At 41.7% G+C, this 14,956-nt stretch carries 16 protein-coding genes; all 16 read right to left on the bottom strand.

All coding sequences use genetic code 11. The features are described from left to right. Positions 1–65: 65 nt before the first annotated feature. The 16 genes from PGH26_RS05625 to PGH26_RS05550 all read right to left on the bottom strand — a co-directional run bounded on the left by PGH26_RS05625 (position 66) and on the right by PGH26_RS05550 (position 14,873). Positions 66–785 (bottom strand): hypothetical protein, encoded by a 720-nt coding sequence (locus tag PGH26_RS05625; RefSeq protein WP_323693026.1) that lies wholly within the window; start codon positions 783–785, stop codon positions 66–68. A gap of 4 nt (positions 786–789) precedes the next feature. Beyond that, positions 790–933 (bottom strand): DUF2768 family protein, encoded by a 144-nt coding sequence (locus PGH26_RS05620; RefSeq protein WP_431312533.1) that lies wholly within the window; start codon positions 931–933, stop codon positions 790–792. Positions 934–1,063: 130 nt separating this feature from the next. Then, positions 1,064–2,080: an NAD(P)H-dependent glycerol-3-phosphate dehydrogenase gene (locus PGH26_RS05615; RefSeq protein WP_323693025.1), complete on the bottom strand. Its 1,017-nt coding sequence runs from the start codon at positions 2,078–2,080 to the stop codon at positions 1,064–1,066. Positions 2,081–2,107: 27 nt separating this feature from the next. Further along, on the bottom strand, positions 2,108–3,418 hold the full coding sequence (der, locus tag PGH26_RS05610) for a ribosome biogenesis GTPase Der (RefSeq protein ID WP_323693024.1): 1,311 nt from the start codon (positions 3,416–3,418) through the stop codon (positions 2,108–2,110). 112 nt (positions 3,419–3,530) lie between these two features. Further along, positions 3,531–4,670 carry a 30S ribosomal protein S1 gene (rpsA, locus tag PGH26_RS05605; protein ID WP_323693023.1) on the bottom strand — a complete coding sequence of 380 codons (1,140 nt, stop codon included), beginning with the start codon at positions 4,668–4,670 and terminating at the stop codon, positions 3,531–3,533. 78 nt (positions 4,671–4,748) lie between these two features. After that, on the bottom strand, positions 4,749–5,330 hold the full coding sequence (locus PGH26_RS05600) for a lysophospholipid acyltransferase family protein (RefSeq protein WP_323693022.1): 582 nt from the start codon (positions 5,328–5,330) through the stop codon (positions 4,749–4,751). Next, positions 5,327–6,004 (bottom strand): (d)CMP kinase, encoded by a 678-nt coding sequence (cmk, locus tag PGH26_RS05595; RefSeq protein WP_323693021.1) that lies wholly within the window; start codon positions 6,002–6,004, stop codon positions 5,327–5,329. The genes PGH26_RS05600 and cmk overlap by 4 nt, the downstream gene beginning before the upstream one ends. Before the next feature lie 78 nt (positions 6,005–6,082). After that, on the bottom strand, positions 6,083–6,718 hold the full coding sequence (locus tag PGH26_RS05590) for a flagellar brake protein (protein WP_323693020.1): 636 nt from the start codon (positions 6,716–6,718) through the stop codon (positions 6,083–6,085). A gap of 68 nt (positions 6,719–6,786) precedes the next feature. Then, on the bottom strand, positions 6,787–8,073 hold the full coding sequence (locus PGH26_RS05585) for a PepSY1/2 domain-containing protein (RefSeq protein ID WP_323693019.1): 1,287 nt from the start codon (positions 8,071–8,073) through the stop codon (positions 6,787–6,789). Between the two features lie 63 nt (positions 8,074–8,136). Continuing rightward, a complete protein-coding gene (gene sleB, locus PGH26_RS05580; RefSeq protein ID WP_323693018.1) occupies positions 8,137–8,925 on the bottom strand; it encodes a spore cortex-lytic enzyme in 789 nt (262 codons plus the stop codon). Between the two features lie 112 nt (positions 8,926–9,037). Then, on the bottom strand, positions 9,038–9,709 hold the full coding sequence (gene prsW / locus PGH26_RS05575) for a glutamic-type intramembrane protease PrsW (RefSeq protein ID WP_323693017.1): 672 nt from the start codon (positions 9,707–9,709) through the stop codon (positions 9,038–9,040). Between the two features lie 59 nt (positions 9,710–9,768). Further along, on the bottom strand, positions 9,769–10,743 hold the full coding sequence (locus PGH26_RS05570) for a YpdA family putative bacillithiol disulfide reductase (protein WP_323693016.1): 975 nt from the start codon (positions 10,741–10,743) through the stop codon (positions 9,769–9,771). A 1-nt stretch (position 10,744) separates the two neighbouring features. Next, a complete protein-coding gene (locus tag PGH26_RS05565; protein WP_323693015.1) occupies positions 10,745–11,542 on the bottom strand; it encodes a metallophosphoesterase in 798 nt (265 codons plus the stop codon). Positions 11,543–11,603: 61 nt separating this feature from the next. Next, on the bottom strand, positions 11,604–12,311 hold the full coding sequence (locus PGH26_RS05560) for a LysM peptidoglycan-binding domain-containing protein (protein WP_323693014.1): 708 nt from the start codon (positions 12,309–12,311) through the stop codon (positions 11,604–11,606). A gap of 79 nt (positions 12,312–12,390) precedes the next feature. Then, positions 12,391–13,827, bottom strand: coding sequence for a RecQ family ATP-dependent DNA helicase (locus PGH26_RS05555; RefSeq protein ID WP_323693013.1), 1,437 nt, complete (start codon positions 13,825–13,827; stop codon positions 12,391–12,393). Beyond that, on the bottom strand, positions 13,827–14,873 hold the full coding sequence (locus PGH26_RS05550) for a YpbB family protein (protein ID WP_323693012.1): 1,047 nt from the start codon (positions 14,871–14,873) through the stop codon (positions 13,827–13,829). The genes PGH26_RS05555 and PGH26_RS05550 overlap by 1 nt, the downstream gene beginning before the upstream one ends. Positions 14,874–14,956: the final 83 nt, after the last annotated feature.

Below are 14,956 nucleotides of genomic sequence, written 5' to 3'. Positions count from 1 at the left end.
TTCTACGCATAGTAGTTTATGAAAACAAAAAACGTTTCATGCATAAAAGCACGAAACGTTTTTGTTCAGTTAGACGATTTCATGAAAACAGGTTCATTATTTTCGTTCACTGTATACGGTAATGAATAGGCAGGAAGGATAGGATAATTGTCCGCAAGCAAGTAACGGATGTCTTCTCCCGGCTTAACAGATGGCTTTTCTTGCGACAAAATACGATTTAAGTCAATCGAGTAATCGATATAGAACTTGCCATCTCCGCCGACCACAAGCGGCAAATGCGCATCCGAATAAGGACTTTCAACAGTCAATGGTTTCTTCAGCCCCATTTTTTCGAAGTCGACTTCATAGACGTTTGCCCCTTCTTGAACCGGGTCTTTAAAAGGCAGTACCCCATTAACCGTTTTCCGTAAGATTAATTCACGGATCCGCTCTGCAACACGTAAGTCTACAAGTTTCACGGTTGGATTTTCTTCTACATCCATTAGGACGTATTGATAAATACCGCCTTGTTCATAAGCATTTGATGGAATCTTCTCTGTCAAAGAGGGAACAATTTTCGTAAAATCGATTGGGTACTTAATATATTGATCAGTATTCATATCGCGAGTCTTTATCGGCAATAATCCATCTGATTGTTCTTGATACGTATCGACTGCTTTTTGTACAGTCTCCAATTGATCTTCATAAGGTCTTTGTTTGCTTTCCATTTCATCTTGAGGGTACATGCACCCTGACAAGAGGAGCGAAACAATCATAACTATAGGGAGCAGCTGCACTTTATTCATAGCTTTATGCGCCTCCTGTAGGTCCGTTAAAGACTAGGTAGATCATAGCAAAGAATGAGAAGATCAGTAACCCATAGGCAACGACAGCAAAACCTATTTTAAGAAGCTTGTTTGTTAATTTGGTACGGCTGACATGAATGAGCCCCATTGAGATCATCATGAAACCCATGGCATAAAAAGACAGCCACATTTTATCCAACGAGGACAAAGTACGTCATTCCTTCCAATCGTAAATTTATACATGAGTATAAGGGAACCTGCATGGCAGTCATGCAGAATTAATTAGAAAAATCGTCAGTTTCCTTCTTTTTCCCGCGATTCATTAACCAATCTACTGCCTCTTTAGGTTCGTGACCCTCAAATAATACAGAGTATAAAGCTTCTGTAAGCGGCATAGAAACGTCATACTGCTTAGCAAGCTGATGAGCGGCCTTAGTTGTACGCACACCTTCAATTACCATTCCCATGCCTTCTGTCACTTCTTTTAACGAATGACCTTTTCCAAGCATATTTCCTGCTTTCCAGTTACGTGAATGCACACTATTCGCTGTGACAATCAAGTCGCCCATTCCAGCTAACCCCGCAAACGTCACAGGATTTGCACCCATTTTGACACCGAGACGAGTAATTTCTGCTAGTCCCCGTGTGATTAAGGCTGCTTTAGCATTGTCTCCGTAGTCTAAACCGTCCGTAATTCCCGCAGCCAATGCAATGACATTCTTCAATGCACCGCCCAGCTCAACGCCTAGAACGTCTTCGTTGGTATACACACGGAAGAAGGAGTTCATGAATAGGGTTTGAATCTCTTCTGCTGCACGTGTATCCTCTGAAGCAACTGTTACAGTCGTAGGGTGACGCAGTACTACTTCTTCAGCATGAGACGGTCCAGAAAGCACAACAAGCCCTTTACGTGCTTCAGGACGGATTTCCTCTGCCAGCATTTCAGTAATCCGCTTAAGCGTATCCGGTTCAATTCCTTTCGAAACATGGACAATCAGTTTCGGCTGCTGGATAAGATCGTTCAATTGTGATCCGATTTCCCGCATCCCTTTTGTCGGAACCGCAACTATAAGTATGTCTGCATGCTCGACTACCTGTTCAAGATTCGAACTGGCTTTCAAGGATTCAGGCAATTTACAGTTTTTCAAGTAAGCTTGGTTCGTATGCTGTTCGTTTATCTCATCCGTCTGTTCTTGTCTTCTTCCCCAAATTAGACAGTCATGTCCGTTTTCAGCAAGAACAAAAGCAAGGGCAGTTCCCCAGCTTCCCGCACCAATTACAGAGACTTTTTTCAAGATTCCTCATCCTTTCCGACAGTTTCGTTAACTTCTAGCCCGAGTAATAATTCGAATCGGCGTTCCTTCAAACCCGAAAGACTCGCGCAAACGATTGCGCAGGAATCGTTCATACGAAAAGTGCATCAGTTCTGTGTCGTTCACAAACACGACAAATGCAGGCGGTCTGACAGCAACCTGTGTTGAATAATAAATGCGAAGACGCTTCCCTTTATCTGTCGGAGCTGGATTTCTAGCAATCGCATCTTCAATTACTTCGTTCAAGACACTTGACTGAATACGCATCGAATGATTTTCACTAATATTAACGATTAAATCAAACAATGAGCGGACCCGCTGCTTTGTTTTTGCAGATACATATGCAATCGGCGCATAATCTAGGAACAAGAAATTTTTACGGATATCTTCATTAAAACGATTCATCGTTTTTTCATCTTTTTCAAGTGCATCCCACTTATTTACTACGAAGAGAATGCCTTTACCTGCTTCTTCAGCGTACCCGGCAATTCGTTTATCCTGCTCGCGGATACCTTCCTCACCATTAATGACGATCAATACAACATCAGAGCGATCAATGGCCTTCAAGGCGCGCAGGACACTGTATTTTTCCGTATTCTCGTACACCTTACCTTTTTTCCGCATTCCTGCAGTATCAATAATTTTGAATTTCTGTCCTTCGTATTCATAAGAAGAGTCAATTGCATCCGTTGTAGTGCCTGCAACATCACTGACAATTACACGGTCTTCACCGAGCAAAGCATTGACAAGCGAGGATTTCCCTACGTTCGGCCGTCCAATCAAAGAAAAACGGATCACATCATCTTCAATTTCTTCTTCTGAAGGATCAGGGAAGTTCTCTGCTACGGTATCTAAAAGATCACCAAGACCAAGACCATGTGCACCTGAAATTGGATACGGATCGCCAAAACCGAGTGAATAGAAATCATAAATCATGTCCTTCATTTCAGGGTTGTCCACTTTATTGACAGCAAGGACTACTGGTTTTTTCGTTTTATACAAAATCTTCGCAACTTGCTCATCCGCATCCGTAACCCCTTCTCTTCCATTAGTAAGGAAAATGATTACATCTGCTTCTTCAATTGCAATTTCAGCCTGCAAACGAATTTGAACTAGAAATGGTTCATCCCCAATATCAATTCCGCCTGTGTCAATTAAATTAAAATCGTGAGACAGCCAATCCGCTGCACTATAAATCCGATCTCTTGTTACGCCTGCAACATCTTCTACTATCGATATACGTTCTCCGACAATTCTGTTAAAAATCGTGGACTTTCCGACATTCGGACGTCCTACGATGGCTACTGTTGGTTTACTCATTAGTCATTCATCCTTCCAAGCTATCTTCTGCATATTATACACAAAAAAAAGAGATGGCGCTCTAAAAAGAGCCATCTCTTTCTTTGCAGTTGTTACAGGTTCGCGAACCTTATTAGTTAGAGAACTTTTTTAACTGATCTCCGATGACATCACTGATTGAGAAACCAGACGGCTCTTCAGGCATTTCATAGCCATCATATGTGTCTTCTTCTTTATCAGTCAAATCTTTAATGCTCAAAGATAGACGTTTGTCGTTAGGATTGACATCCAATACTTTAACTTCTACATTTTGTCCTTCAGACAGTACTTCGTTAGGCGTGCCAATGTGGTCGTGGGAAATTCTTGAAATATGCACAAGACCTTCGACCCCTGGGAATACTTCGACAAAAGCGCCGTATGAAACGAGGCGTTTTACAGTCCCTTGGAGAACTGCACCTTTAGGAGCTTTTTCTTCAATTCCTTCCCACGGTCCCGCTAACGTGTCTTTGATAGAAAGACTGATTCTTTCAGAATCACGATCGACAGCTAAAATTTTCACTTCAACTTTGTCGCCTTCTTTTAGGACATCTGACACTTTTTCAACGTGACCATGTGCGATTTGTGAAATGTGTACTAAACCATCCACTCCGCCTAAATCTACAAACGCACCAAATGAAGCGATCCGCTGTACAGTTCCTTCCAGCACGTCCCCTTCGTGAAGATCCGCCAGAATCTCTTCTTTTTTAGAAGACTTCTCTTCCTGAATAACTGCACGATGGGATAAAATCAAACGGTTTTTCTCTTTATCCATTTCCACAATCTTAAAGTCCATAGTACGTCCTTTATAGTCTTCAAATGATTCAACGAAATGATCTTCAACTAACGATGCTGGTATGAATCCGCGTACTCCCAAATCGACTACTAAACCGCCTTTTACAACATCTTTCACTTCAGTTGTAATTGTGACAGCATTATTAAATTGCTCTTCTAATGTATCCCAAGCATCTTCCGCATCCACTTTACGTTTGGACAATACGAACGTATTATCTTCAACTTTAATGATAGAAAGCTCGAGCTCATCGCCTTCTTTTACTGCGTCTGATGCTGTTTCAATGTGAAGACTAGATAATTCACTGATTGGAATCACGCCGTCAAATGGTGCTCCAGAAATTTCTACAGTGACAGATTTGTCTTCAATTTTTGTTACTTTACCTGTCACGCGATCTCCTTCATTATATCCGTCCATAGCTCCTACATTCATCTCTTCAGTCATATGTAGTCCTCCTCCATATTGATCATAGTTCTATACTATTGGAATATACCCACAAAAACAAAAAATTGAACTTATTTGTTAGGAATTTTTTTCTATGAGCATTTGGATAGCGTCCATAATCGCTTCTGTCGCTTCTTCCGCAGAAGCTTTGCGTTCACGCATAGGTGTCATGTCAATCGGTTCCCCGTAGACCACTTTCAGCTGTTTGAATGGACGATAAGGACCGATAATCGCACATGGCATGACTAAGGCATCTCCTTTAAGTGCAAAAAAACCTGCTCCTGTTAATCCTTTCCCTAATTCACCAGTTTTACTCCTCGTTCCTTCAGGAAACATTCCAACTACTTGTCCGGAGCGGAGTAATTCGAGTGCTTTGCGAATGGCCTGCCGGTCACTGAGTCCGCGTTTTACCGGAAATGCATTCACATTAGGCAGAACTGCCTTCAAGACAGGCAGCTGAAAGAGCTCTTCTTTCGCCATGAAATGTACAGGACGCGGTGCGGTCAAGCCAACAACAGGCGGATCTAAATTATCGATATGGTTTGTACACAAAAGAACACCTTGCTCTTTAGGGAAATTCTCTTGTCCGATCACCTTAATCCGATAAAACGGCTTTAATACCGCAGTACATAATGCTTTTCCAAGAGGGTATAGATTCATGGCCGTTTCCTCTCTTCCGCATGCTGAATAATTTCATCTGCAACTTGTTCAATGCTCATAGATGTTGTATCGATAAAAATGGCATCACTTGCTTGTTTCAATGGAGAGGCAATACGCTCTGTATCCGCTTTGTCCCGATCCGCAATATCTTTGCAGAGTTGAGCCATTGAACGATTGATGCCTCTTTTTGTATTCTCGGCAAAACGTCTTTCCGCACGTTCTTCAACGGATGCAGTCATGAAGATTTTCAGTTCAGCGTTCGGCAATACTGCCGTACCGATATCTCTTCCGTCCATTACAACACCTTTAGAATTAGCCAGAAGGCGTTGTTTTTCCACCATCAGCTCTCTGACATGCGGCTGCGCGGCCGTCGCAGAAACATTTGATGTCACTTCCTGTGAACGAATGGCTTCTGTAATATCCTCTCCGTCCACCCGCACAATTTGTCCTTCTTCAGTAGGTGTTAGTTCAATGTCGATCCGCTCTAATAAATGAGTGAGAGCTTCATCGTCATATACATCTATATGCTCTTCCAATGCTTTATATGTCAGAGCACGGTACATTGCACCCGTATCGATGTATGTATAGCCCAACTTTGTTGCTGTTATTTTTGCAATTGTACTTTTACCTGCAGCAGCAGGTCCATCTATTGCGATTTGTATACCTTTATCCATATCCACTACCCCCGTACTCAATTCGAGAACATTGTACCATAGCGAAAAGGAAAAAGTCTTATTTGCAAAGACCTTTTCCTATTCGTTCCGTTTTTTCAATTGTCGTTCAAAACACAGGCGGATGACTTGCTGACGAGATTCTTGATCAATCTGGTCAAACTGCATCGATGCGATGCGACGGCCATCTTTCTCCCAAATCCGAACAATTCTCGCGTTCACACGCACGTATTTAATCGAGTTATTTGCGTACGGAAGGACGATTGTCAACTTCACGATATCATCTTCTTCAAAATTCGATTTCGCCAAATTGACCGCCATACCGCCTGCACTAATATCCTCAGCAACAAGTTGATGAATGTTGCCGTCTTTATCGACTGCTACATCCAAAGGGGAATCTACACGTACAAATTCTCTGCGCTGGATTTTAATTAATTCCGTATCTCCGGGATACGTGAGCTGAAGCATCGGAATTCCTCGGTTCAATCTTCCCATTACTTCTGTCTTAAAGACGTAAGCCATTTTTAATTCGTCAACAAAAGAGACCAGAAGCTGTGTGCCGTCGATGAAAAAGGCTGTTCTTCCTGTTTCAAGATGAGTGGGATAATCGATCATTACACAATCTTTCCCGATATCTACGACACGACTTTTAAATTTTTCGCCCTCTTCTGTGTAATCCTTGTCTATTGTGATTGAAGTCCCTAGTGCAAGCTTCATAAAACCGCCACCTGTCATGAGTTCATACTAGTATTATGACATGATAACCGGGATTTTCCAATCCTTATTTACGCTTGCTTTTCGGTTCTGATGACATCTTTAGTTTCTGTATCCACCAAAACGACGTAGGTGCCGACTTGCCCGTTTTCTTCCAAAGTGACTGTTAACGCATATGCGAGCCGTTGGATTCCGTGTTCGTTTTCAACGTAAACCAGGTCTTGCTTATTTACTTTTACGTTCTGATGGAAAAAGGTCTTCCAATCGATTTTTATCATCGGCTGATCTTTAAGCTGCTCTTTCCGGATATACTCTGCTGCGTTGAGACCCAGAATGCGGCCGTCTTCTTTAGCTGCTTTGACCTGAATCGTATCTGACAACACTTTTGCCTGATGCATCTTTTCCACTCGTGTATAAACAAAATGGAACGCTGTATCATTTTCTCGAACTTCTTCATACACCACATCTGTATATCCTGAATCTTTTAGAAACGTTTCGACACGAGCTCGAACACTTTCCAATTCCATTGTACCCGGGCCAGCAGGACGCTCTGTCAGGAAGGATAGAATATGACCGCCTTTTTGTGTAACATCGATATATCCTATTGAGTCTTGGTCAGCAAATCGAATATGGTAAAACGGATAGGCCGCACCAGGCTTACTGTCTGTTGTGTCAATGACTTGTTTAGATACATCCGGAAATAGTTTTTTGAACTTGTTGAGCGCTTCCTCTTTTGTGACCTCTGGATCTTTAATATGTTTCAATTCCTTTTTCTTCAATGCATCTGATTCACTGGCAGTAAGCGGAAAATCACTTTCTGTATATTGCTGAATGGAGGCACTTAATCCTTTCCAGTCAAAAGTCGCTTTCTCCCCATCCAGCCGGTCTTGCCATTCTGCCATTGAAAGATTACCACTTGCCATATCTGCAGTTGCGATCGACCACTGGTCAGATAGGCTTTCGATATTTTCAGATGCGCGATCCATTACTTTGTGAAACTCTTTAGGATCCGTGCGTTCATCCCCTTCTTTCGAAAACTTTCCTAATCGCCCTAAGTAGTTCATCCATGTTGTCGAAAATCGTTGATCCAGAGGCAGTGAAGCGACTGATTGTTGAATATCAGAAGATAATCTCCAAATATCCTCACGAGCCTCAAGATCACCCTCTCCTTCATTGAATAGCAGCGTTTTCTTAACGGCCACGTCAAGGTCACGCAATTTAGAAGAGGCATCGGATATGTTTTTGGCATATTGAACGGACAACGCATTTTGCAGATCCTTATTTTGACCAGCTATTGAATAGGAATACACTGATAACGAAACAATCGCGAATACAGCGAGAAATATTATTTTTTTCATAAGTACGTACTGCACCTGCTTTCTGTAAAAGTTATGGGTAGGGAGTAAGGAAATACGTTTTCTTTAGTTACAAAAAACATGCATCCCTATTTTCTTGATTTGAGGACGCGACCAAATCCATTTACTCGTTGCTGTCACAGGATTAAAGTAATAAATTGCGTTTTCAGAAGGATCCCAGCCATTCATAGCGTCAATTACTGCTTCTTTTGCTCTTTCATTTGGTTCCAGCCAAATTTGTCCATCTGAAACCGCTGTAAAAGCTCCCGGCTGGAAAATCACACCTCCAACTGTATTCGGGAAATCAGGATGTTCGATACGATTTAAAATAACCGCGGCAACTGCAACTTGGCCTTCATAAGGTTCTCCGCGGGACTCTCCATATACAGCATTCGCCAGCAATTTCAAATCGTCCCCGCTATATTTTGAAGGAACTTGTGTGCTCGGTTTTTTAGCAGCTGTTCCGCCTTTAACTTGAGACGACAAAGGTTTTCCTCCATAGTGGGTAAATTCTTTGCCGTTATTTATGTTGTCCATGACAAACTTTTTATCATATGAAGATACCGAAGTTAACTTCTTTTTCGTTTTAGATCCCGCGATTCCGTCAATTGGCATTCCATACTTCTCTTGGAATTCCCTCAATGCCCAATACGTTTGATATCCAAAGTTTCCATCTATTTCCCCTTTAAAGAATCCGATATATTGAAGTCTTGCTTGAAGTTCAATAACATCATCTCCTTTCGTCCCTTTTGCAAGTTCCCGGTCTGTAAAAGCCTGAGAATCAGTTGATAGTGATAATTGAATTCCTGCAAATAAGAAAAAGCCAATTAACAAGGTGCGTATTGTTTTGTTCATGTCATTTCCTCCAGTCGTTCTGCTAGTACACTTAGACTGTCCTAAATTACTGGATTTATGACGAATTGCTGCATGAAAGCATAAAAAAACCACCCGTTAGGTACGGATGGTCTCATCTTGATCTCTTTTGAAATTGTCTCATGGCAAAAACGTGTGCATACTTCACTCTGGTTAGCCCAAACCACCATAAAAAAAGCATGAATGGAATCATTAGATATACCCATAAATCATGGATTTCCAAGATTGCATTGTACGTAACATGTAATAGAAAAGGGAAAATAAGTGCAATGGCTAAATTCCACTTTTTACTTGTTGAAACTGCAAATTTAGATTTCCCAAAATAATACCCCATTACGACTCCAAACAACGCATGGCTGGAAACCGGTAATAACGCACGAATAAAAGCTGTATCTAAACCAAAAGTGAACAAAAACAAGATATTTTCAACTGTCGCGAATCCCAGAGATACACTCGCCCCAAAAAGAATTCCATCGTAGGTATCGTCAAACTCAAAGTTTTTATATACAAAGACTAATAAAATCAGCCATTTGAAAAATTCTTCTAAAGCACCCGTAAACACCGTATTCTGTAAAAATTCATTCGAGAAGACTTGCTCCTGTTCAAAAACATGTTGAATGAACAAGATTGGAAACGTCATGACCGCTCCGTAAACAAACGCTTGAAAAAGAGTGCGCGAAGGTTCCCTTGAGATTTCTTTTCTCAAATAAAGATAACTGAATAATGCCAGTGACGGAGCGATTGCAACTGTAAACAAAATTATCAAGCTTCGCACCCCCAATCAGGGTGATTATATCACAAATACAGAAAGAATTTCCTATTCTGTTAACACTTTGCTTTCATTTTTTCGGATATTGAATATGCGATTGCTTCACCGTGATGGCGGCCATTCTCAATAAAAATTGAATTAGCGTTATTACCGGCAGCAATTACACCTGCAATATACAGACCTTCAACTGAAGTTTCCATCGTTTCTTCGTTAAATATCGGACACCCGCTATCCTGTTCCAACTGGATCCCCATACTCCCCAAAAGGTTATAGTCCGGATGATAACCAATCATAGCAAATACGGCATCAGACGGGATTACATCTATCCCTGCTCCTGAACGAATACGGACACTTTCACTTGTAATTTCATCAACCGACGCTTGGAAGATCATTCTGATTTTGCCGTTGTTCACCAAGCTTTCAAATCCCGGTAAAATCCAAGGTTTCACACTTGGTGAATAGGAGGATCCGCGATATACGACGGTCACGTTAGCTCCGGCGCGTTCAAGTTCCAGTGCAGCGTCAACGGCAGAGTTTTTACCGCCAATAACTACTACATTTTTTTGGAAGTAAGGATGTGCCTCTTTGAAATAGTGATGAACGTGCGGTAAATCTGCACCGACTGCTTCAAGACGGTTCGGCTGATCATAATAACCTGTCGCTGCAACAACGTATGGCGCTTCATATTCTGCCTTATCCGTTCTAAGATGAAACACGTTGTTTGTCTTTTCTACCGATAGAACTGTCTCATCGCTGTTAATCGTCAATTGTTCAAGCTCAGCAACTGTTCGATAGTATACTAACGCATCATTGCGTTGAGGTTTATCTTTCGCGGTGATAAATGGAATATTGCCAATCGATAATTTCATGCTTGAACTAAAAAATGTCTGATGTGTTGGATAGCGATGAATCGAGTTAACAATACTCCCTTTTTCAATAAGCAGCACATCGAGACCTATCCGTTGTAAATGGATAGCAGCAGATAACCCACAAGGTCCTGCCCCTATAATAATTGCATCCGTTTTAAGCATATCAGCTTTCTCCACTCCTTTTTTTATACTGAATTGTAATTAAGTGCGTTTCTGGCGGAGCACCAAATCGTAATGGGACTAATGTGGTTCCAAATCCGTTGCTAATTAGTTGTGAATACTCCCGTTGCTCTTTAAATTCCCCTCTAGGCTGCATCCCGAAAGGCCCGAAACGAATTTGGCCGCCATGCGTATGACCTCCTACTAGAAGCTCAGGTTTGGATAGTTGCAGAATCTTATTGAACAGCGATGGATTATGAACCGCCACAAGCTGATACATATAGTCTTGTTCAAAACCTACAGCTTCTTTCAAGTTTGTATTTCCGCTTGAAGGATCATCGGCACCACTGATAATCCAATCAGGATGTTCAGGAATACGAACACTTTTATTGTCAAGTACTACCCCTCCAACAGCAGCGATAATATCCCGAATTGCAGATTCTCCTATTTCACGGTCATTGTTGCCCCAAACATAGTAAACCGGACCTAAGGAAGATAGTTTTAAGACATTATTTTTCACTCGATCTGAAGGGACACCTCTCTCAGCGACATCACCGCCAATAATAACGAGATCCACTGAACCTGCCCTGGATTGAACTTTATTCAATAATTTTTTCGGTATCCGTCTCCGGTGCACATCACTTATGAAAAACACAGTAAGTTCCGCATCGTTCTCCGGCACGGACTTCACGTTCATGCGATGGGTCTTTAAAGAAATACGATGAGCACTGTAAAACATACTTCCCAACAATATGCTTAGACAAATGAACAGCGTACGAATACTAATCCAGAAAAACTTCATACATTCACCCGCCATATGAAAAAGGCAAAGTCAGCGTACTTTGCCTTTTCGAAATTTGTAATTAAGGAATAATCAGCATCTGTCCAACACTGATTGAATTTGATGATAACCCGTTAGCAGCTTTGATTTTTTCTACTCCGCTGCCTGACCCATAATAATTCACAGAAATCCGGTAAAGTGTTTCGTTCGGTTGAACGGTATGTGATTTCCCGGCTGGCTTTACTTCTGGTTTTGAATCCGGTTTTGTTTCCGGCTTAGGATCCGGTTTGGATTCTGGTTTTGCATCCGGTTTCGGATCTGGCTTAGGCTCTGGCTTCGGATCCGGTTTCGGTTTAGCAACAGGCTTCTGTTCCGGGGTTGCAGAACTATCAGGCACATCTTTTTCAGCGTCTTCTTCCGCTTTTGAATCATCATCTTCTTTACTTCCATTGGAATCGGCGGTCACATCGTCAGAAGAATTCGGTGACTGACTTGAACCAAGTTCATATGTCACGTCCGACGAGTCAATCTTAACGTTTGAATCCTCTTTAGGATTATACAAATCCGAAAGCACATACACAAATATTCCAATCGGTATAAGTGTGAAGAGCACTAGAATAATATTGATCAAAGTTAGTCCTTTGCGCGATTCTTTCTTTTTACGCTTAGGTGTCCCATTTTTATTCTGACGCAGTTTTACACGAGAGGGAAGATCCTCTTTAGTATCGTCATCTAAATCAATCTCTTTTCTATTATCTTCGAATTCTGAGTTATAGTCACTTTTTGTCATAGTGGCATTCTCCTATCCCCTATTACTATATCTTTATTATGACGAATTTTGTCGTAAAAGTAAACGGCAATCCGGTCTCCTAACAAAGCAATAGTCGAATTCTCTCCTCCCATTGCAGAAGTCTTCTCCGATTCCCGCTGCTCTCGTTACTTAAAAGCCAGCTATCCTGAGCTGTACCGCATACGGAACAGCATGAATCGTGCTGTTCCTGCGAAATTTCATCAAAATAAGAGAGTAATTGTGCACGTAAACAGGTTTTTGCGTGGACATAGGCAATCATTTCTCTTAACTTCTCTTCTTTGTCGTACTTTAACTTTGTGAACGTTTTAAGAACATCATCAACCGAAAGTGTTTCCAGGTAATATTGAATCAATCTTGAGCTCGTTTCAGAAATACCAGCAAGCTCTGCCGATGATTCCACTGACTCACCAGATGCCCTCATGGAGACAAAGTGATGGACTTGCGGCTCATCTGGCAGGTCCCGTTGTACAATGAAGCGAACTTTCTGCTCATCATCCGTTACATATAACAAGACAGCACTTGAGGGTTTACCATCTCTACCCGCACGGCCCGCTTCCTGAACATACGCCGCTGCAGAAGCAGACATTTGGTCATGAATAACCTGACGGATATCATCTTTGTGTACGCCCATACCGAAAGCATTCGTTGCACAGATCCAGGACAACTCCCCTGTCAAAAACTGCTGTTGAATAATATTCCGGTCTCCCGCTTCTTTTCCGGCGTGGTAAGAAGCAATTAAGATCCCTTCTTGTTGAAGTATATGTGTCAGCTCTTCAGCACGCTTTCTCGAAGAAACATAAATAATCCCAGGACCCTTAGTTGTCGCCAATCGTTGTTTCAGCCAAGTTGTTTTATCGGCTTCCATTTCCAGTTGTTGAACTGTGTACGTTAAGTTCGGCCGGTCTAATGATTGACGGATTACATTCGGGTTAGACATATGTAAGTAGTGAATAATATCTGCTTCTACTTTTGCATCAGCAGTAGCAGTTAATGCGAGAACCGGGGGATTTCCCGCTAAGCGGATGAACTCTCCCAATCGCAAATAGTCAGGACGGAAGTCGAATCCCCACTGAGAAATACAATGTGCTTCGTCCACCACCAGAATTGAAATCGGTAATCTCATTAGAAAATTCGTCATATCCGGACGGCTGATCATTTCAGGCGAAACAAATAAGAATTTAATCGTATGGATTTCATCGAATAAGTATTTTCTTTGTTCCGATGATAGAAATGAATTCACTGCTGCAACGCGTTTTTCCCCTCTTTTTCGAATACTGGCCACTTGATCTTCCATTAAGGAAACGAGAGGGGAAACGATGAGCACCAGTCCATCCTGCAGTTGACCAGGCAGCTGGTAGCATAACGACTTCCCCATGCCTGTTGGCAATATGGCAATTGTGTCGTTCCGTTTCAATATAGAGCGAATGACGTCTTCTTGACCTGGACGGAATTCATCGAATCCGAATCGCTTTTTTAGTTCATGATGAAGATCCATTACACGAGCTCTCCTTTCGTTGTACTTAAAATGAGACGCAGTTGAAAATAGGATAAATGGGGAAACTTTTCTTTTAATACCCGCAGCCTTTTCACATCATTCTTTTTAATTTCTTGCTGAACCGCTTCTATATCCGCCTGATCTACAAATCTTAAGATCGGAAAGTTATCATCATTTGTTGCAATTTCTGTAATGTGATCTTCTATTGTATTTACCTTCAACCGTCGAATTAATGCTATTTCTTCCATAGGTAATCCCTGGTCAAATAACCTCTTTGTAATGGCCGTTGAATCTGTCAGCGGCGATTCAATACGTATACCACCCGCAAGCTGATTTAAAATCGGCAGGGTTTCTTCAGCTTTTTCACATTCCGACACAGTAATTAATCGATGAATCGCTTCTAGAAATTCCAGTTGTAAACTATCGGCGTCTTCCCTTGTACATTCCTCAAGCTGTTCCCACGTCCATCCTGTTGCTTCTGCACCAGTTAAACGGTGAGTAAGCAAAGATGCTTGCAGGTCGGATATTCCCGTCATTTCCACCGCAAGTATCAGCTCCTCTGCGAATGAACGCGCGCTATTTTGACGTGTGTCCTGCAGACTTCGTAATACCTTTTTCACAAACTGCTGGATTTTCCGATCATTCGTGATCGGATAAAAGGAATTTTGAGAGTTTCGTAACTGGGATAGGGTTTGTACGAGTAAAACCAATCGCAAAAAGAAGATTTCTTCCCGGCCTCGATATTGCCAGCCATCAAAGTGATATTCCCGTAACTCTTTGGCTAGTTGCCTTCCTTTTTCCGTGACAGTGACAAGCCCCTCTGTTTCATTGATCAATTCCGAACGCTGAAGGGAGGTAATCGCTTCTGTAAAAGTGGATTCGGACAGTTTAGGTAGAATTGAAAAGTACGGTTTCACTGAAAAATAATCTACATCTTGAAGGGTTTGCCCAGATCGTTTTCCACGCAAGACATGTAAACTTGCATTTAAAGACCTTTGCCCATCCATTTTTTCAGCGATCTTTAAAATTATTGAACTCAACTTCACGAAGAATCCCTACTTTCTAGTGGTTAAAGGTTGAAAACTGCAGAAAACCGTTTTAGAATGGATGAAGTACCTAGTTGCTAGTG

The organism is Sporosarcina jeotgali (genome assembly GCF_033304595.1).
Taxonomy (GTDB): Bacteria; Bacillota; Bacilli; order Bacillales_A; family Planococcaceae; genus Sporosarcina; species Sporosarcina jeotgali.
This window is presented reverse-complemented; position numbering and strand designations above follow the sequence as displayed.

Coding starts and splice junctions, on each gene's coding strand:
- PGH26_RS05625 (WP_323693026.1), bottom strand. CDS start 785: ATGAATAAAGTGCAGCTGCTCCCTATAGTTATGATTGTTTCGCTCCTC.
- PGH26_RS05620 (WP_431312533.1), bottom strand. CDS start 933: ATGGGGCTCATTCATGTCAGCCGTACCAAATTAACAAACAAGCTTCTT.
- der (WP_323693024.1), bottom strand. CDS start 3,418: ATGAGTAAACCAACAGTAGCCATCGTAGGACGTCCGAATGTCGGAAAG.
- rpsA (WP_323693023.1), bottom strand. CDS start 4,670: ATGACTGAAGAGATGAATGTAGGAGCTATGGACGGATATAATGAAGGA.
- PGH26_RS05600 (WP_323693022.1), bottom strand. CDS start 5,330: ATGAATCTATACCCTCTTGGAAAAGCATTATGTACTGCGGTATTAAAG.
- cmk (WP_323693021.1), bottom strand. CDS start 6,004: ATGGATAAAGGTATACAAATCGCAATAGATGGACCTGCTGCTGCAGGT.
- PGH26_RS05590 (WP_323693020.1), bottom strand. CDS start 6,718: ATGAAGCTTGCACTAGGGACTTCAATCACAATAGACAAGGATTACACA.
- PGH26_RS05585 (WP_323693019.1), bottom strand. CDS start 8,073: ATGAAAAAAATAATATTTCTCGCTGTATTCGCGATTGTTTCGTTATCA.
- sleB (WP_323693018.1), bottom strand. CDS start 8,925: ATGAACAAAACAATACGCACCTTGTTAATTGGCTTTTTCTTATTTGCA.
- PGH26_RS05570 (WP_323693016.1), bottom strand. CDS start 10,743: ATGCTTAAAACGGATGCAATTATTATAGGGGCAGGACCTTGTGGGTTA.
- PGH26_RS05565 (WP_323693015.1), bottom strand. CDS start 11,542: ATGAAGTTTTTCTGGATTAGTATTCGTACGCTGTTCATTTGTCTAAGC.
- PGH26_RS05560 (WP_323693014.1), bottom strand. CDS start 12,311: ATGACAAAAAGTGACTATAACTCAGAATTCGAAGATAATAGAAAAGAG.
- PGH26_RS05555 (WP_323693013.1), bottom strand. CDS start 13,827: ATGGATCTTCATCATGAACTAAAAAAGCGATTCGGATTCGATGAATTC.